The 18,964-nt window shown below is 42.1% G+C and carries 18 protein-coding genes; 14 read left to right on the top strand and 4 right to left on the bottom strand.

Annotated elements, in window-relative coordinates; all coding sequences use genetic code 11:
* Window positions 1–124 precede the first annotated feature (124 nt).
* From MHH61_RS05420 to MHH61_RS05375, 10 genes are all read left to right on the top strand, one after another.
* Window positions 125–1,726 (top strand): histidine kinase N-terminal 7TM domain-containing protein, encoded by a 1,602-nt coding sequence (locus MHH61_RS05420; RefSeq protein WP_024426055.1) that lies wholly within the window; start codon window positions 125–127, stop codon window positions 1,724–1,726.
* Window positions 1,727–1,982: 256 nt separating this feature from the next.
* On the top strand, window positions 1,983–2,438 hold the full coding sequence (locus tag MHH61_RS05415; protein ID WP_125586059.1) for a DUF6376 family protein: 456 nt from the start codon (window positions 1,983–1,985) through the stop codon (window positions 2,436–2,438).
* A gap of 106 nt (window positions 2,439–2,544) precedes the next feature.
* A complete protein-coding gene (locus MHH61_RS05410; protein WP_012011272.1) occupies window positions 2,545–2,850 on the top strand; it encodes a metal-sensing transcriptional repressor in 306 nt (101 codons plus the stop codon).
* A 72-nt stretch (window positions 2,851–2,922) separates the two neighbouring features.
* Window positions 2,923–3,129: a copper chaperone CopZ gene (gene copZ, locus MHH61_RS05405; RefSeq protein ID WP_024423475.1), complete on the top strand. Its 207-nt coding sequence runs from the start codon at window positions 2,923–2,925 to the stop codon at window positions 3,127–3,129.
* 80 nt (window positions 3,130–3,209) lie between these two features.
* Window positions 3,210–5,645, top strand: a complete 2,436-nt coding sequence (locus tag MHH61_RS05400) for a heavy metal translocating P-type ATPase (RefSeq protein WP_125586061.1) — start codon at window positions 3,210–3,212, stop codon at window positions 5,643–5,645.
* Window positions 5,642–5,776 (top strand): hypothetical protein, encoded by a 135-nt coding sequence (locus MHH61_RS05395; protein WP_258011093.1) that lies wholly within the window; start codon window positions 5,642–5,644, stop codon window positions 5,774–5,776. Before MHH61_RS05400 ends, MHH61_RS05395 begins: the two co-directional genes overlap by 4 nt.
* Before the next feature lie 375 nt (window positions 5,777–6,151).
* Window positions 6,152–7,429: a cation:dicarboxylase symporter family transporter gene (locus MHH61_RS05390; RefSeq protein WP_024426051.1), complete on the top strand. Its 1,278-nt coding sequence runs from the start codon at window positions 6,152–6,154 to the stop codon at window positions 7,427–7,429.
* Window positions 7,430–7,447: 18 nt separating this feature from the next.
* Complete coding sequence (aspA, locus tag MHH61_RS05385) at window positions 7,448–8,893, top strand: aspartate ammonia-lyase (protein ID WP_125586063.1); 1,446 nt, start codon at window positions 7,448–7,450, stop codon at window positions 8,891–8,893.
* A gap of 116 nt (window positions 8,894–9,009) precedes the next feature.
* A complete protein-coding gene (locus tag MHH61_RS05380) occupies window positions 9,010–10,326 on the top strand; it encodes a HAMP domain-containing sensor histidine kinase (protein ID WP_125586065.1) in 1,317 nt (438 codons plus the stop codon).
* Window positions 10,323–11,255: a response regulator gene (locus tag MHH61_RS05375; protein ID WP_034280916.1), complete on the top strand. Its 933-nt coding sequence runs from the start codon at window positions 10,323–10,325 to the stop codon at window positions 11,253–11,255. The genes MHH61_RS05380 and MHH61_RS05375 overlap by 4 nt, the downstream gene beginning before the upstream one ends.
* 19 nt (window positions 11,256–11,274) lie before the next feature.
* On the opposite strand, the gene MHH61_RS05370 is transcribed toward MHH61_RS05375, so the two are convergent.
* On the bottom strand, window positions 11,275–11,880 hold the full coding sequence (locus MHH61_RS05370) for a TetR/AcrR family transcriptional regulator (protein WP_125586067.1): 606 nt from the start codon (window positions 11,878–11,880) through the stop codon (window positions 11,275–11,277).
* 88 nt (window positions 11,881–11,968) lie between these two features.
* Between MHH61_RS05370 and MHH61_RS05365 the strand changes: the two genes are divergently transcribed.
* Entirely contained in the window at window positions 11,969–12,517 is a 549-nt protein-coding gene (locus MHH61_RS05365) for a hypothetical protein (protein ID WP_125586069.1), read from the top strand.
* 37 nt (window positions 12,518–12,554) lie between these two features.
* On the opposite strand, the gene MHH61_RS05360 is transcribed toward MHH61_RS05365, so the two are convergent.
* From MHH61_RS05360 to MHH61_RS05350, 3 genes are read right to left on the bottom strand one after another with little or no spacing between them, the layout of a single operon-like run.
* Window positions 12,555–13,493, bottom strand: a complete 939-nt coding sequence (locus tag MHH61_RS05360) for a metal ABC transporter substrate-binding protein (RefSeq protein ID WP_024423469.1) — start codon at window positions 13,491–13,493, stop codon at window positions 12,555–12,557.
* Window positions 13,494–13,506: 13 nt separating this feature from the next.
* Entirely contained in the window at window positions 13,507–14,379 is an 873-nt protein-coding gene (locus MHH61_RS05355; protein WP_125586073.1) for a metal ABC transporter permease, read from the bottom strand.
* Window positions 14,379–15,122, bottom strand: coding sequence for a metal ABC transporter ATP-binding protein (locus MHH61_RS05350; RefSeq protein ID WP_135031199.1), 744 nt, complete (start codon window positions 15,120–15,122; stop codon window positions 14,379–14,381). The genes MHH61_RS05355 and MHH61_RS05350 overlap by 1 nt, the downstream gene beginning before the upstream one ends.
* Before the next feature lie 412 nt (window positions 15,123–15,534).
* Here MHH61_RS05350 and MHH61_RS05345 point away from each other — a divergent pair, with 412 nt between their 5' ends.
* The 3 genes from MHH61_RS05345 (at window position 15,535) to MHH61_RS05335 (ending at window position 18,872) form a co-directional block, all read left to right on the top strand.
* Window positions 15,535–17,634, top strand: a complete 2,100-nt coding sequence (locus tag MHH61_RS05345; protein WP_125586077.1) for a heavy metal translocating P-type ATPase — start codon at window positions 15,535–15,537, stop codon at window positions 17,632–17,634.
* Window positions 17,635–17,775: 141 nt separating this feature from the next.
* A complete protein-coding gene (locus MHH61_RS05340) occupies window positions 17,776–18,462 on the top strand; it encodes a DsbA family protein (protein WP_044331353.1) in 687 nt (228 codons plus the stop codon).
* Entirely contained in the window at window positions 18,459–18,872 is a 414-nt protein-coding gene (locus tag MHH61_RS05335; protein WP_024423464.1) for a disulfide oxidoreductase, read from the top strand. The genes MHH61_RS05340 and MHH61_RS05335 overlap by 4 nt, the downstream gene beginning before the upstream one ends.
* Window positions 18,873–18,964 lie beyond the last annotated feature (92 nt).

The following is an 18,964-nucleotide window of genomic DNA, read 5'->3' as shown; positions in this document are numbered from 1 at the left end:
CCGATGACGCCTGAAATTTTACAAAAAACCTCCAACCAATTCAAAATCACATCTTCCCATTTGAGACGTCCTCATATATAGTAAGATTAGACTAGTTCTAAATAACTGAAATTGGGGCGTTTACATGGATTCGATTGTTTTACATTTTATTGTGATCATGAGTGTTTCTGGCATTCTGTCCGTGATATTATCAATCATTGCTCATGCAAACCGCCATCGATATATTGGCTGTCAATTGTTTATGTACATGTCTGGAGCAACTGCGATTTATATCTTTGGGCATACGTTTGAATTATTGGCTCGTACTCCTGGAGAAATCATGTTCTGGGTTTGTTTTCAATACATAGGTCTTCCGTTTATCGCACCGCTCAGTCTGCTGATTGTGCTGCAATTTACGGGGTTCCATCAATATTTAACAAAGCGCCGCGTGCTTCTCATCTTATTGATTCCAACTCTCACAACCATTATGGTGTTCACCAACTCTTTACATTCACTCTTTTATCGAAGCATCACGATGAATCCAGTAGATGGGTTTTTATTGGCTGATTTTACGATTGGCTATTGGTATATCATTCATGGCGTTTATACGTTTGGCTGTTCGATGCTTGCTATCTTTATGCTGCTTTGGTTTTTACGTGTCACAAAAAAAGAATATTTAAAGCAGATTCTGATACTGTTAGTGGGAATGTCATTACCAATTTTGACTTCTTTTATTTATTTATTAGGCGTTACACCCCTACATATTGATCCGGTTCCTGTGGTGATGTTTATCACCAACGCACTCTATTTATGGGCAATTATGTCGTTCCAGCTCTTTAAGCTGTCTCCCATTGCAATGGAGCGTGTGTTTGAGCATATGTCTGAAGGGGTTCTGATTTTAGATCGATATCGGACACTCATTGACTACAATCCCGCTGCTGCATCGATCATTCCAGCACTTGCGAATAAAAAGGGAATTGGCCATAAAATCGACGATATTTTCTCAGCAATCATCAAAGATTCAGCGTTCATTCAATGGCTGCGCTCTCCGCAGGATCATTCGCAATATGATTTAATGTGGAAAAAGGAAAAAGACCAGTCCTGCTATTATCATCTGACCGCTTCGTCTCTATTTAATAGAAGAGGAGAGATCGAAGGCAGGCAAATAGTGATCAGTGATGTAACAGAGCAGCGTTTGCTGCAGGAAGAGCTGGAGCGTCGTGCGTATATCGATGGTTTGACGAATATTTTCAATCGTTCTTCTTTCATCGAACGAACGCAGATGATCTTGGAAGAGGATGCACAGGATACGGCTGTTATGCTGTTTGATATTGATTTCTTTAAACAAATCAATGACACACACGGACATCATATCGGGGATGAAGCGCTGCGTCATGTTGTCTCTATTTGTCAGGAGCATTTACAAATGGATGATTTATTTGGACGATATGGGGGAGAAGAGTTTGCCATTTGTCTGCCTCATCAGTCATTTAAAGAGGCATGTCATATCGCGGAAAAAATAAGACATTCGTTTGAAGCAAGTTTCTTTACAAATGATGAAGAAAAAGTGCGAGTGACAGCGAGCTTTGGAATTGCTCACACAGCCAATGATCCTTGTGTATTAGAGACACTTCTATTTGAAGCGGATCAGGCCTTGTATATGTCAAAACGCCAAGGACGGAACCGGATTTATGCATCCACTGGTAAGGGCCATGTGCTGTATCAAGAGCAGGATCTTCCGAATTGACTGTTGTCCTGACATTCGATATGATAAACATAACATTTGAACGGTTTCCTAAAGGGGAGTAGCTTTTACGGTTTGGTCGTCATTACAGAAACATCCGTTGTTTCTCGGCTATTCCGGCATGAACAATGTTAGCCAGACCTTTGCCTATCACACATGAGGCAAAGGTCTGGCTATTTTTAAGGTCTTTTTGCATCTGTGTGATAGAGAAGCGGAACAAATGATGCTTTTAATCCTACAGATGAAAGGATGATCGATCTTGAAAAAATATGTGATGGCTTTCCTATTTTCCGGAACGCTTGTATTAAGCGGGTGCTCCGGCTTGCTTGATCAGGTCAACGATACAACGACATATGTCACTGAGGCAAATGACTATGTGACAGACATTCAGCAATTTACAGAGGATTTTCCAAAACTCGCTGAAGAAGCTGTGCAAAATGCCGCCAAAAAAGCAGAATTAACGCAGCAGCTTGAATCATTGAAGGCAGACATTCAAGATTTTAATGAAGTCACAGCGCCAAAAATGGCAGAAGACCTGCATGCGCAAATCATTGAAAAAAATAAAGTGCTGTCAGAGGAAATCCAAACGTATTTACAGCAATTGAAAGCAGGCGATATCGATGTTGCCGCCATACTGGAGGATCAGCAGGGATTGATGAAACAGCTTCAGCAATCCGTCAATCTTTTGCAGGATATCGAACAATTAACAAATTAGGACAAACACAGCTTTATATGCGGTGCTCAGCATATCTTTGCCTTTTCCGGTGGAGATATGCTTTAATTTAGGTACAGACAAGTCATAATGGAAAAAAGGTGATCACATGACAGAACATGAAGAAAGACATATGGCTTCGCCTAGAGCCGAAAAGGAAAAGGACCAATTGATCAATCGCTTAAAACGAGTGGAAGGACAAGTGCGCGGGATTCAGCAAATGATTGAAAACGATCGTTACTGTATAGATGTTGTGAATCAAATCTCCGCAGTCAATGCGGCTTTGAAAAAAGTCAGTCTTCATTTGATGGAAAAGCATACACACCATTGTGTTGCAGATGCTATCAAGAGCGGCAATGGGGATGAAGCCATTGAAGAGTTAATGACAGTCTTTACGAAACTGACAAAATCGTAGCATTTATGTTTACATCTATACCCTACTAGGGTATAGTAAATTGTAGAAAATGATTGATGGAGGCGATGAGAAGTGGAACAAGCAACACTTCAAGTGCAGGGCATGTCTTGCGGACATTGCGTGAAAGCAGTCGAAGGAAATGTAGGAGAATTAGCAGGTGTTGAATCTGTGAAAGTCCATTTAGACAAAGGACAGGTGGAGGTTTCATTTCACCCGGATCAAGTCACGTTACACCGTATCTCCGATGTGATTGAGGAACAGGGATATGATGTTGTATAAATAAGTATACGTGCTGCAAAACAGCACGTATTTTTTTCAAAATATAATACCCCCATGGAGTATGTGGAGAGGTGAGATCAATGAAAAAGGAAATTGATTTTCAAATTACGGGGATGACCTGTGCTGCCTGTGCAGGCCGCATCGAAAAGGGATTGAATAGGCTGGAAGGTGTGGAGGATGCCAGTGTGAATTTGGCGCTTGAAACTTCTCATATCATTTATGAAACTGAGCAGTTAACACCAGATGATTTGAAGCGAAAAGTTCAATCTCTTGGCTATGATGTGGTGATGGAGCAAGCAGAATTTGATATAGAGGGAATGACCTGTGCAGCTTGTGCAAACCGAATCGAGAAAAAAATTAACCGAATGGACGGTGTCGATCACGGGTCTGTAAACTTTGCCCTTGAGACACTTCAGGTCACATATCATCCGGGCCAAACGTCTGCAAATGACATAAAAGATGCGGTGCAGTCTATTGGGTATTCTTTAATAGAACCAGCTGCAGATCAAGCGGAGGAAGGAAAAAAAGATCACCGGCAAGCTGCAATAGAAAAGCAAACGGCACGCTTTTTATTCTCGATGATTTTATCACTGCCGCTTCTTTGGGCAATGGTCAGCCATTTTTCTTTTACGTCTTTTATTTGGCTGCCAGAAGCGTTTATGAATCCATGGGTACAGCTGGCGTTAGCAGCGCCGGTGCAGTTCATTGTCGGCTGGCCCTTTTATGTAGGTGCGTATAAGGCTTTAAGAAATAAAAGTGCCAATATGGATGTTCTTGTCGCACTTGGGACATCTGCCGCGTTTTTCTATAGTTTATATGAAAGCATTCAGTCAGCGATTAGAGGCACACATGAGGCAGCCCTCTATTATGAAACAAGTGCTGTCCTCATTACGTTGATCGTGCTCGGAAAATTAATGGAAGCAAGAGCAAAAGGAAGATCATCAGAAGCGATTCAAAAGCTGATGGGCTTACAGGCGAAAGAAGCGGTTATCGAGCGAGATGGCAAACAGATGACTGTGCTTATTTCTGACGTGAAAGTGAATGATCTTGTGTTTGTCAAACCCGGGGAAAAAGTGCCGGTAGATGGAGAAATCATAGAGGGGACAACCGCAATAGATGAGTCCATGATTACAGGAGAAAGTCTGCCTGTTGATAAAACAGCAGGAGATATGGTCATTGGGGCAACGATCAATAAAAATGGATTCATCAAAATAAAAGCGACTAAAGTCGGGAAAGAGACCGCTCTTTCACAGATTATCCGAGTCGTAGAACAAGCGCAGGGCTCAAAGGCACCGATTCAAAGAATGGCAGATCAAATATCAGGGATATTTGTTCCTATTGTTGTAGGAATTGCTGTGCTCACATTCCTCATATGGTTTTTCTTTGTTGATCCAGGAAATGTGACGTCAGCACTTGAAACCTTTATAGCCGTCATTGTCATCGCATGTCCGTGTGCGCTCGGCCTTGCGACACCAACCTCTATTATGGCTGGCAGCGGCCGTGCGGCTGAATCAGGCATTCTGTTTAAAGGCGGAGAGCATTTAGAAGTGACTCAATCACTCGACACGGTGGTGTTAGATAAAACAGGGACTGTGACAAAAGGAGAGCCTAGTCTGACAGATGTACTGGCATATGCCAACTGGACAGAAGATACGCTGCTGCAGCTAGCAGGCTCGGCAGAACAGCAGTCGGAACACCCGCTTGCCCGGGCGATCACAGACGGTATGAAGGAACGAGGTCTTGAAGCGGTCGAGGTTGAAGCGTTCCAAGCAGATCCAGGTCATGGAATTGAAGCAAAGGCAGCAGGACACAAGCTTTTGATTGGAACGCGTAAGCTATTACAGAAACATCATATCCAATATGAGCAAATTGAAGCTTCTGTCACAACGCTGGAGGAGCAAGGGAAAACGGCTATGCTTGTTGCGATTGACGGTGAAGTCGCCGGCATTGTCGCGGTTGCAGATACAATCAAATCATCCTCTCCACAAGCCATCGCTCGTCTAAAAGAGCAGGGGATTCACGTTGTGATGATGACAGGTGATAATAAACTAACAGCAGAGGCGATTGCGAAACAGGCGGGCATTGATCATGTCATTGCTGAAGTGCTGCCTGAAGAAAAAGCGGCTCACATTGCAGCGCTCCAGGAACAGGGAAAGAAAGTCGCCATGGTCGGAGACGGTATCAATGATGCCCCAGCCCTTGCAACAGCGAATATTGGGATGGCTGTGGGAACAGGGACAGACGTTGCCATGGAAGCAGCAGATATTACGCTCATGACGGGAGATCTCCATGCCATTGCAGATGCGCTGGAATTTAGTAAAAAAACAATGAGAAACATTAAACAAAACCTATTTTGGGCGCTTGCCTATAACTGTATTGGGATACCGATTGCTGCATTTGGTTTCCTTGCGCCATGGCTTGCAGGAGCAGCAATGGCCTTTAGTTCCGTGTCCGTTGTGCTGAATGCGCTCAGATTGCAGCGATTGAAGCCAATTAGAGAGGGAGTGGCAGAATGAAGCTGAATGTCAAATGGATTTGGACCGTTAGTGCATTGTTCTACGTTGCTCTTGTGCTCATTGGATATACGATTTATGATGAATTTTTTCCAAATCAACATACACCAAGTGAACAGATGCAAAATCATTAAGACTTCGCCAAAAGCGAAGTCCCAGCGTGTAGACAAACCCTCGCATTCTTTGTCAGGTCTGTGCGCCAGTGCTCACGAAAGTCTATTCGCTCCGCGCTGGTGCTCGTCCTTCCTAGACTTCAAAGGTTTTTTCCATCACGCTGAAAAGAAGACAACGTGTGAAAACAAAATCATTTTAACACGTTGTCTATATATTCTAAGACTTCGCCAAAAGCGAAGTCTTTTTTTTACAATATTGTGGAAAAACCCACCTTTTTAAAGATTTTTCATAAAAAATTCACTTCTTTTTGTTCCTTTTTGTCGTTTTTTGTAGGTTCGTCGTTAAGATGCGATTAAGCAACAAAGAAAGCGTTATCAAAAAAAGGGGGTTCACGTATGAAAAAGTTAGGGTTAGCTTCTCAAATACTCATTGCACTTGTTCTGGGTGTTGTCGTGGGAGCGCTGTTTTATCAAAATGAAACCGTTATTAATGTGTTAACGCCGATTGGCGATATATTCATCCATTTAATTAAAATGATCGTTCTTCCAATTGTTATTGCTGCATTGATTGTAGCAGTTGCAGGTGTTGGAGATATGAAAACGATCGGAAGACTCGGCGGAAAAACCATTCTTTACTTCGAGATTGTGACAACGATTGCATTAGCAGTTGGACTGCTTGCAGCAAACTTGTTCCATCCTGGTACAGGAATTGATATGAGCAACATGGAGAAAGGTGATATCTCTAAATATGAAGAGACATCTAAGGCTTCTTCTGAAAAAGCGACTTTCTCTGAAACGTTGGTGCATCTTGTACCGACAAACGTTTTCCAATCCATTGCAGAAGGTGATCTATTACCAACCATCTTCTTTACAGTCTTATTCGGATTAGGAATTGCCGCAGTTGGAGACAAAGGAAAACCAGTATTAGGATTCTTTGAAGGTATACTCGAAGCTATGTTCTGGGTGACCAATAAAGTGATGAAGTTTGCACCATTTGGTGTATTCGCGCTCATCAGTGTGACGGTGATCAAATTCGGGGTCGGAGCGCTTCTCCCGCTAGGCAAACTGGTACTTGTCGTTTACGGTACAATGGCATTCTTCGTCATTGTTGTACTTGGCATTATTGCGAAAATGGCTGGAACAAGCGTCTTTACACTATTTAAAGTATTAAAAGAAGAAATCATTCTTGCATTCTCAACAGCAAGTTCAGAAGCTGTACTGCCTAGATTAATGGACAAAATGGAGAAGTTCGGCTGCCCGAAAGCGATCACGTCGTTCGTTATTCCAACAGGCTACACCTTTAACTTAGATGGAAGTGCCATCTATCAATCCATTGCTGCGATATTTGTTGCACAAATGTACGGCATGCCTCTTTCCATCTATGAGCAAATTACGTTACTATTAATTTTAATGCTGACATCTAAAGGAATGGCTGGTGTACCAGGTGCATCGATCGTTGTTGTCATCACAACTCTTGGTGCTATGGGACTGCCGCTTGAAGGACTTGCCTTCATCGTTGGGATCGACCGACTTCTTGACATGGTTCGTACAACAGTGAACGTATTTGGTAACTCACTTGCAGCCATTGTCATGTCTAAGTGGGAAAAAGTATTTGATCAAGAGAAATCGAAGAAGTATATTGAGGAATTAAAACAACAAACAAAAGCAGCGTAAAAAAGGAGATCTTTTCAAATGACGAAGCTACAGGACAAGCAAGTTCGAATCGAACGTGACTTTCTAGGTGAAAAGGAAGTAGACACTCAAGCATATTATGGAATTCAAACATTACGTGCAGTGGAGAACTTTCCAATTACAGGCTACCGTATTCATGAGGAACTCATCAAAGCATTAGGGATTGTCAAAAAGGCAGCCGCACTTGCAAATATGGATACACAGCGACTATATTCTGGTCTTGGAGAAAAAATTGTTCAAGCCGCAGATGAGGTCATCGAAGGAAAATGGAACAATCAATTTATTGTCGATCCAATTCAAGGCGGGGCTGGCACTTCAATGAATATGAATGCCAATGAAGTCATTGCAAACAGAGCGCTTGAACTACTAGGAAAGGAAAAAGGCGCTTATACTGAGCTAAGTCCAAACACGCATGTGAACATGTCGCAGTCAACAAACGACGTTTTCCCAACAGCGATTCATATTTCAACATTGAATATGATTGAAAAACTACTTTATACGATGGAAAAAATGCATCAAGTCATGACCGAAAAAGCGCAGGAATTCGATCATGTCATCAAAATGGGACGTACGCATCTTCAGGACGCTGTTCCAATCAGACTTGGACAAGAGTTTAGTGCGTATGCAAAAGTTCTTGCTCGTGATATTAAACGTATCAAACAGTCTAGACAGCATTTATATGAAGTCAATATGGGTGCAACAGCAGTTGGAACTGGATTGAATGCGGATCCTAAATATATTCGCCAAGTGGTTGGCTACCTATCTGACATTAGCGGATTACCGTTAGTTGGCGCTGAAGACTTAGTCGATGCAACGCAAAATACGGATGCTTATACAGAAGTATCGGCTGCACTTAAAGTATGTATGATGAACATGTCCAAAATGGCGAACGATATTCGTTTGATGGCTTCAGGTCCAAGAGCAGGCTTTGGTGAGCTGCACTTGCCGCCGAGACAGCCAGGTTCATCCATCATGCCAGGGAAAGTCAACCCAGTTATGCCTGAGGTCATGAACCAAGTGGCATTCCAAGTCATTGGGAATGATCACACAATCTGTCTTGCATCAGAGGCTGGCCAGCTTGAACTGAATGTCATGGAACCAGTGTTAGTGTTCAACCTGCTTCAATCTCTCAGCATGATGAAAAATGTATTCGAGTCCTTCGTGGACAACTGCTTGCGTGACCTAAAAGCAGATGAATCTAGATTAAAAGAATATGTAGAAAAGAGTGCCGGTGTCATGACGGCGGTGAACCCGCACATTGGTTATGAAGCGGCTGCACGAATTGCAAGAGAAGCCATCCTTACAGGCGCATCTGTACGTGAGCTTTGTCTGCAAAATGATGTGTTAACAGAGGAAGAGCTTGATGTCATCTTAAATCCTTTTGAAATGACAAAACCAGGTATTGCTGGTGCATCACTTTTAGAAAAGGATCGTTTAGAAGATTAAGCGGCATCATGAGAAGCGCACACCGGCAAAGTTCCGGTGTGCGCTTTTTCATGGAGGTTTGTTTTTCTTTAGCTCACATAGTATACTATCGTCAATTATTAGGGATGTGACTGCGTTTGAATCTACTGAAAAAATGGCTGAATACAGAGCCTTATTTAATTGTGCTGCTCATTGTACTGACGCCGATTGGCGGAGAGTTTAAATTTTATCCGTTTGAGGACAGTTTTCGGGTCAGCTTTGGAACCGTTGTCTTTTTCTTTATCCTGCTTCAAATGAAAAGATTTCCGGCATGGGCAAGCGGCATTATCGCTGGGATATCTGTTTTTGTGTTTCGCGTGCTGCTTGATACAGCTGTGACAGGGCATCTTCCGCTTGAAGAGGCAGTTTCATTAAGATTTCCTTCCCTGCTTTATTATGTTGTCTATGGCACACTCTTTTATTTATTGAAGGTCAGACGTTTCCGCGATCAGCCATGGCTGATTGGAGCAACAGGCATCGTCATGGAGCTGTGCGCAAGCGTTGTTGAAATCATCGCACTTCGAGGCACGATGGATGAAATTTTAACGGTGAGGACGCTGTTCCAATTATTTGTTTTGGCGATATTCAGAAGCTTTTTCGTGTTGGCTTGTTATACAATGATTCGCTTATATGAAGAGCAGGCGAGAGAGCGTCAGATGAAAAAGGAAAAGGAACATCTGCTGATGCTTCTGTCTAACCTTTACACAGAATCTACATATTTTCATAAAACACTCGCACATGCTGAGCATATTACGGCTACATCCTATCAATTGTATCAATTCCTTCACCACGCAAAGGATGCGGAATCATTGGATTTGAAAAAGCTCGGTAAAACCGCCTTGCAGATTGCAGGAGAGGTGCATGAAATCAAAAAGGATAACCAGCGGATTTTTTCTGCCTTATCAAAGCTGATTCATGAGGAAAACTTCCAGGCTTATGAGAGTCCTTCTCATATCGCTGGGCTTGTTATTCGCATTCATGAAAATTATGCAGAATCTCTTAAAAAAAACATCGTCTTTCATTATGATGAAGATGGAAAGCATCCCGCCTATCACGTGTATACCATTCTATCTTTGTTAAATAACATCGTATCCAACGCTGTTGAAGCCATTCCTGTAGAAGGAGAGGTGTCACTTTCTATTTCACAGAAAGAAAACCACGTGATTTTTCAAATCAGCGACAACGGGCCTGGCATAAAAGAACGTAATCATCATGTGATTTTCAAACCGGGCTTCACTTTAAAATACGATCAGGCTGGGAATCCATCGAGCGGTATCGGGCTTGCCTATGTAAAGGATACAGCGGAGAAGCTTGGCGGAAGTGTTGAGATGAAGAGTATCCCAAATGAACAAACGATTTTCACATTAACGATACCAGTAGATCAAGTCAGTAGAAAAGAGGGGATTGGGAGATGAGATTTTTTATTGTTGATGATGATGAAGCCGTTCGTTCTTCACTGGCTCAGCTCATTGAAGATGAAGAGCTTGGCATTGTGGCCGGGGAAGCAGAGGATGGCGCAGAGTTAACAGCCAGCTACTTAAATGATTTGCACATTGATATCTTATGTATTGATCTATTGATGCCGGAAAGGGACGGGCTTGAAACGATTCGAGCGATCAAGGATGAGTTTCATGGGAAATACTTAATGCTGTCACAGGTTGAAACAAAGGAATTAATCGGACAGGCGTATACGCTTGGCGTCGAATATTATGTGACAAAGCCGATCAATCGTGTAGAGGTCTTAAGTGTTCTCCATCTCATGATTGAACGTCTTCATTTAGAGCATTCAATTGAAAATATTCAGCACTCACTCAAATCGGTCATGCAATTTCAGCAGCGCGGTCAGACGAAAACGAAGCAGCGGGGGAAAAGTCTTGCAGAGGCGGGGCAGTTTTTGCTGGCGGAGCTTGGCATTGTTGGTGAGAAGGGGTCTAAAGATTTATTAGATATGATTCTGTTTACAGACCAGTATTTAGCGCTGCATGCTGATCATCATGATTCCTTTCCTTCTTTAAAGATCATTTTCACTGGGATTACAGAGGATAAGTTAAGTGAGCCCTACACATCGGCAGACATCGCAAGAGAAGCAAAGGCAGCCGAACAGCGGGTAAGACGTGCGATCAACCAATCATTAAAGCACATCGCATCACTTGGGCTAACCGATTTTTCTCATCCAACGTTTGAAAATTACGCATCTAAATTTTTCGATTTCACCATCGTACGAAAGAAAATGAGTGAATTGACGAAAGAGATGAGCGGAAGAGAAGAACACACCCGTATCAATGTGAAGAAATTTGTGCAGGTGCTTTACTACGAAGCGAAACGTATTTTTATGGAAGATTAAAAAAAGACATGCTCTCCAATTAAGGAGACATGTCTTTTTTTGTGATGGATTGCAGGTGCATCTGCAGTACGGAGCGTATGAGCTGAGGCGGTATACGTTCGGGCTGCACGATTCCATTCAATGCAAGCCCATTGATGACCGCATAAAGCCGCTCAGTTTCTAATAAAAGATCAATATCAGTTAACAGCAGCCCATCCTCTTTCAATTTCATTAAACAATATTGAACCGTTTGGAAAAGCTCGTCATACATCTTTGCATTGAGCGGCTGTAGATCTGGTTCAGTCAGCGCCTTGACTGTAAAAGCCTGCCACACCTCCATTTCAAATTTTCGTTCTTCATCAAGTGGAAGAAGCTGCTCCAATAAAGTGAGGACATTTTCCTCCGTTGAACCGTTTAATGCAAGCCCTGTAATCCGCTCCTTGACTCTTTCCTGAATTAAATTCATAGAGAAGAGAAATAACTCTTGCTGTGTGGAAAAATAATGACGCATAGAGCCGGCTGAAATTCCAGCTTCGACTGCTATTTTTCGTACAGAAGCGTTTTCCAATCCCTCTTGTTTAATCACTCTCATTGCAGCTTGAGCGACCTTTTGTTTTTGTTTATGGTGATCGACGATTTTTGGCATACATTGATTTTAGCATAGCTGTTGTTTTTTTAACACAGATGTGTTATTTTTTATTTAATACAATCGTATTAAAAAGGATGTGGAGAAATTGGTCGGGTTATTGATTGTGGCATGTGAAATTGGTTTTTGGCTGTTTATTCTAATGGGCTTAACGCTTCGTTATGTGTTTAAACAGAAAAAGTGGGGTGCTTTTTTTCTTGTCTGTACGCCAGTTTTAGATCTCATCCTTCTTGCGGCTACTTATATAGATTTAAGGCAAGGGACTGTGGCGAGTGTCATCCACGGGCTTGCGGCTGTTTATATTGGTGTGAGCCTTGCCTTCGGACATCAAATGGTGAAATGGGCAGATGCTAGGTTTGCCTATCGATTTGCAGGAGGCCCTAAGCCAAAGGGAAAACCAAAGTACGGGAAAGAGCGGTCTGTGTATGAAATGATCGGCTGGGCGCGGCATTTCATTTCTTATGTTATTGGAGCGGGGCTGTTATATGGATTAACCTATCTCATCCAAGCACCAGAGCGGACGGAAGCGCTGATGCAGCTTGTCAATACATGGGGGATGATCTTAACGATTGATTTCATCATTAGCATCAGCTACGTCATTTGGCCGAAAAAGCATCCAGAAAATATAACAGGCTGACAAAAAAGACAGGCGGATTCACTCCACCTGTCTTTTCTTATGATGACAGCCCTTTGTAAATGGTGTCGATATTCCATTTCATCATCTTATAGTAGCTGTCTCCATCTTCGCCTTCTTTTCCAATAGAGTCAGTGAAGACTTTTCCTTTGATCGGAACCCCGGTTTCCTCAGAGAGGCTTTCAAGGCTGCGTTTATCAACACTTGTTTCAAGAAAGAGTGCAGGAACTTGATGATCTTTGACAAAATGAATAATGCGCTTCATTTGTCCTGGTGTTCCTTCACTTTCTGTGTTGATCTCCCAAATATAGCCGGCTTTCAATCCATACGCCTCTGCAAAATATTTGAATGCCCCTTCACTTGTGACAAGGAGTTTTTTATCTTTTGGCAGCTGATCAAACTTGTCTTTTGCTTCATCGTGAAGAGCTTGAAGCTTTTTGATATAGGCTTCTGCATTTTTTTCGTAATCCTCTTTATGTTCAGGGTCCGCTTGAATAAGCGCATCTCGGGCATTTTGGGCATAAAGGATCCCATTCTCAACATTCAGCCATGCGTGAGGGTCCTGCTGGCTTTCAAGGCCTTTTGAGGACAAATGCTTCACTTTGACGCCTTTACTCAGCTCGGCTACAGGTGCATCATCCCCGTCCTTGCCGCTCGATTCAAGCAGCTTTTGAAACCAGCCGTTCCCTGTTTCAAGGTTCAAGCCATTATATAGAACAAGGTCTGCATCCGTCGTATACTGAACATCCTTTGGCAGTGGGTCAAATTCGTGCGGATCTGTACCAATGGGAACAATGCTGTGAATAGAGACATGCTGCCCGCCTACTTCCTTCACAATGTCATAAAGAATAGAGTAGGTCGTGACAACTTTTAATGTGCCGTCATCTTTACCGGAATTACTTTGCTTGGTCGAACAGCCTGCGATGATCATAAGGGCAATGAATACTGCGGTCAAACGGATAGCAAATACCTTCTTCATATATGTCCTCCTTTTACATAGACGCTTCCTTTTTTAAGTGCGTTCGTTTTCGTTTAGATTTTAATGATCTCCATAGAATGCCTTGCTTTGGTGAAAAGATAAAGGCGCTGCCGAATAAAATAGTCGCGACCAGCACGATGGAAGCGCCAGATGACAAGTTATACGTAAAACTAAGCCCAAGACCTACGACAGCAGAAACAGCACCGAAAAAAGCAGATAAATAAATCATGATCCAGAGCCGGTCCGTTAAGAGATAAGCGGTGGCTGCCGGCGTGATCAGCATGGCAACGACAAGAATAATCCCAACGGTTTGCAGTGATGCAACGGTCACAAGGGTCAATAAGGTCATGAGAAAATAATGAATCATACGATTCGGCAAACCGTAAACCGAAGAAATCACCGGATCAAATGAACTAATGAGCAGTTCCTTGTAGAAAACAATGACGGCTAGCAAAATAAAAATACCGACTCCCAGTGTAATCCACATATCAGATGATCGAACAGCTAGAACGTTTCCAAATAGAATATGATATAGATCACTTGAACTTTTCAAAAATGTGATCAAAATAATTCCGATTGAGAAAAAGGCTGTAAAGACAATGCCGATGGCAGAATCATTTTTTATGCGGCTGTTTTGACTCACATAACCGATCCCAATCGCTGTTAACACGCCAGTTAAAACGGCCCCGAAGAAAAAGTTAATTCCAAGCATATAAGAGATGGCGACCCCTGGCAGTACGGCGTGTGAAATGGCGTCTCCCATCAGAGCCATGCCGCGTAAAATGATAAAGCAGCCGATAACGCCGCAAATGATGCCTACCATGACGGATGTAAATAGCGCTTTTTGTAAAAAAGCATATTCAAAGAGTCCGGTTAAAAATTCCATTACACGTCTCCTCCTGCTGATTTTAAGAATGGCAGCTGTGTTTCATATGCTTCCAGCATGATCTCTGGGCGAAGGATGTCATGTACAGGCCCTGCTTTGATGAGCTTTTTATTTAACAGAACAAGATGGCTGAAATAATCATCTGCCTTACTCAAATCATGATGGACAACCAAAATGGTTTTCCCTTCATCTCGTAATTCCTTCAAAATGCGAACCATTGTTTCTTCACTTGCCATATCAATCCCGACAAATGGTTCATCCAAACAGAAGAGCTGTGCGTTTTGAGCGAGTGCCCTTGCAAGGAAGACACGCTGCTGCTGTCCGCCGGATAACTCACCGATTTGTCTTTTGGCAAAGTCCTGCATCCCGACTTTTTCTAAACAGTGATACGCATATGCCCGGTCTTCTTTTTTTGGACGTTTGATTAGTCCGAGCTTCGGATATGTTCCAAGTAGTACGGTATCCAGTACATGAATCGGAAACGTCCAATCTAAATCATTTCTCTGCGGTACATAGGCGATCTGTTTTCTGACTTGTTTAAATGGCTTTTCAAAAAAACGAATATTCCCTTGGTCTTTTTCAATGAGATCCAAACATGCCTTGAGTAACGTCGATTTACCAGCACCATTTGGACCGATGATTCCTGTCATTGTCCCTTCCTGTATGGAAAGAGAGACATTCTCTAATGCATCCTGTCCGTGATATGAGACATGAAGACGGTCGATTGTTAAAGCATTTGACATCTCTTGCGGCCCCTTTCAATCATCATTGCACTTCCTAAAGATATATGCATACATTAAATAATTTTGACTAAAGGATGAAATGATTCTCTAATGCTAATTTGTTTCCTTAGGGAAACTTTTATTTTATTCTAAGCGTCTGTCCTTCTTTTGTAAAGAGAAAAACTGCAAACGATCGTTTTTATGTTATGCGGGGGGCGGGGGACATGAGCTTGGTTTATTGAAAATCCGTGTGACAGAATTGGACACAAAAAACCAATTATTTCTTCAGAAATGATTGACAGAAGACAAGAACTCCTCATATAATAAAGGTAATCCAATATATGAATATATGCTCATATATAAAGTTTTTGATTTTTAATAGGTTTCATCGATCCAGGGAACGTTATTTATCATATAGAAAAAAGGTGAGAACATGAAAAAAATGAAGGATGAATACGTATTAAGCGGTCTTGATTGTGGAAACTGTGCACGTAAAATTGAAACAGGTGTCAGCAAAATGGATGGCGTTGAAGCTTGTTCCGTTAATTTTGCGACAGGGACATTGACTGTCACACATGTAGATAAGCAAGAAACGATGTCAAAGCGTATTGAAAAAACGGTTCAGTCCATCGAACCTCATGTGAGTGTATCACCAAAAGAAGAAGGGCATCACCACGATCATGATCATGGGACAAAAAATTTAAAAGCGATTGTGCTCAAATTAATTGGCGGTGCAGTCATTGGAACAGCAGCTTATTTTATACCAGAAGATGGCTTACTGAAATTTATCATGTTTTTCGCAGCGTATTTACTAGTCGGCGGTGATGTGGTTTTTAAAGCGCTGAAAAATATCGTGCGCGGCCAAGTATTTGATGAAAACTTCTTAATGACCATTGCAACAGCTGGCGCTTTTGTCATTCAGCAATATCCAGAGGCTCTGGCAGTGATGCTGTTTTACCAAATTGGAGAGCTGTTCCAAGGAGCAGCAGTGAATCGTTCAAGACGATCCATTAGTGAACTAATGAATATTCGCCCTGAATATGCGAATCTCAAAGTAGGAAATGAAACGAAAAAAGTGAAGCCGGAAGAAGTAAAAGTCGGTGACCGTATCGTCGTAAAACCGGGCGAAAAAATTCCACTTGATGGTCTCGTCATTGAAGGCTTTTCACTCGTGGATACCTCTGCATTAACAGGTGAGTCTGTGCCGCGGGATGTAGAAGCAGGGAAAGAAGTTCTTGCAGGATTTGTGAATCAAAACGGTATTCTTGAAATTGAAGTGCAAAAAGGGCTAAGCGAATCGGCAGTGACGAAAATTTTAGATTTGGTTGAAAATGCGAGCAGCCGAAAAGCACAGACAGAAAACTTTATCACTAAGTTTGCAAAATACTATACACCGGCTGTCGTTGTATTGGCATTGCTGCTTGCCTTTGTGCCGCCGCTTCTCATTCCATCAGCTCAATTGTCTGACTGGGTTTACCGGGCACTCGTTTTCCTTGTGATTTCTTGTCCTTGTGCGCTTGTCGTGTCCATCCCATTAGGGTTCTTCGGAGGAATTGGGGCAGCTTCTAAACGAGGCATCCTTGTAAAAGGCAGTAACTATCTAGAAGCACTAAACTCTGTGAGCTATGCTGTATTTGATAAGACGGGCACACTCACAAAAGGGAACTTTACAGTGACCAATATCGTGACAACGAGCGACAAGTGGTCAGAAGAAGAGCTGCTTTCTTTTGCAGCTTTAGCAGAAGCCCACTCCTCACATCCGATTGCTGAATCAATTAAAGCGGCATATGATTCGCCGCTTGATGAAAGCAAGATCGAAGCATATGAAGATATTGCGGGACATGGAATTAAAGCAACCATCAGTGGTTCCCAAGTGTTAGCGGGTAATCATCGCTTGATGGAACGAGAAGGCATTTCATATGAAAAAGAAAAACGAAGCGGAACGGTTGTGTACATGGCCATTAACGGTGAGTTTGCCGGATCGATCTTGATTGCAGATGAATTAAAGGATGATGCAATTGAAGCCGTCTCAGCTCTAAAAGCATCTGGCATTCAAACAGTCATGCTGACTGGTGATGCCAAGCAAGTTGGAACAGCGGTCGCCCAGCAAATTGGCATTGATGAAGTACATGCCGAATTATTACCGCAGGATAAAGTAACGAAATTAGAAGAAATTGATCAGAAAAAAGCGCCTCAAGAAAAATTATTATTTGTTGGGGACGGCATTAATGATACACCGGTATTAGCAAGAGCAGACATAGGAATTGCGATGGGCGGACTTGGTTCAGATGCAGCGGTAGAAGCGGCTGATATCGTCATTATGACAGACCAGCCGTCAAAAGTAGCAGAAGCCATCGCTGTCGCTAAACGAACAAGAAGAATTGTATGGCAGAATATTGCTTTTGCTCTTGGGGTTAAAGGGGTTTTCCTATTACTCGGAGCATTTGGAATTGCGACCATGTGGGAAGCCGTCTTCTCGGATGTCGGTGTGACTGTACTCGCTGTTTTAAATGCCATGAGGGTAATGAAATAAAATTGTTAGGAAAAATTCATGAATACCATCTTTCATAATGAATCCCCTCTTGTTAAAATAGAAGAAGTTGGATAATGGCATTATTCTAAGCTATTATCCTTTTTCTTTTGAAGGAATGAAAAAGATAAGGTAGGTGCTTATGTGAGTAAAAAAAATAATCAATCATCATCCATTAAATTTGCTGTCATTTTAACCATTATCGCAGCTCTTCTCATCGGATTATTCGTCGTCATTGGAAATAACAACAGCAAAGAAGCACAAACGGTTGACAGTAAGCCTTCTATTAAAGGACAGCCTGTCATGGGAGATAAAAACGCAGCCGTACAAATCGTCGAGTTTGGGGATTATAAATGTCCATCATGTAAATCATTTGAAACAGACATTTTCCCAAAGCTGAAAGCGGACTACATAGATAAAGGCGATGTATCATTTTCGTTTATTAACTTGCCACTTCCTGTTCATGGAGATGGCGCAGTGCTGGCAGCACTAGCTTCTGAAGAAGTGTGGAAAGAAGATCCGAAAAACTTTTGGGCATTTCATGAAGCTGTCTATCAAGCACAGCCAGATAGTGAAGCAGAATGGGTCACGCCTGCTAAGCTGACAGAGCTAGCGAAAAAGACAACAAAAATAGATACGGACAAGCTTAAAGATAACCTATCAAAGAAAACATATCAGCCGCAGCTGAACACAGACGATCAGCTTGTGAACCAATATAAAGTGAATGCAACACCAACTCTTTTCATTAACAATAAACAAGTCGAAAACTTTTATGACTATGATGAAATCAAAGAATTAATTGATCAAGAGCTCAAAGGGAAAAAATCATGAAGAATAAGCTTGTTTACTTATACAGTGCTTGGATCGTCTCTATTGTTGCGACGATGAGCAGCCTGTATTTAAGTGAAGTAAAGAAGTTTATCCCATGCGATATGTGCTGGTTTCAGCGCATTTTCATGTACCCGCTCGTGCTTTTACTTGGAATTGCGACATTCAGAGGCGATGTGAAAGTGAAATATTACGTTCTGCCTTTGGCTGTGATTGGCGCTTGTTTTTCTATCTATCATTATATGGAACAAAAGATACCTGGCTTTGCATCGATTCGCCCTTGCTTGAGCGGTATTCCTTGTTCCGTTGATTATTTGAACTGGTTTGGTTTTATCACCATTCCACTACTAGCCCTTATTGCATTTATTCTCATCATCATTAGTATGCTGCTGTTAAATGCAAAAGAAGATTGAAAGAGATAGCCTGCTTATAAGCGGGCTATTTTTTATTTTTGCAAAAAGATAAAATTTAAAGAAAATTTGTATTGCTTTTCACCTGTGTCAGA

It is taken from the genome of Bacillus sp. FSL K6-3154 (assembly GCF_040869395.1).
GTDB lineage: Bacteria > Bacillota > Bacilli > Bacillales > Bacillaceae > Bacillus > Bacillus safensis.
This window is presented reverse-complemented; position numbering and strand designations above follow the sequence as displayed.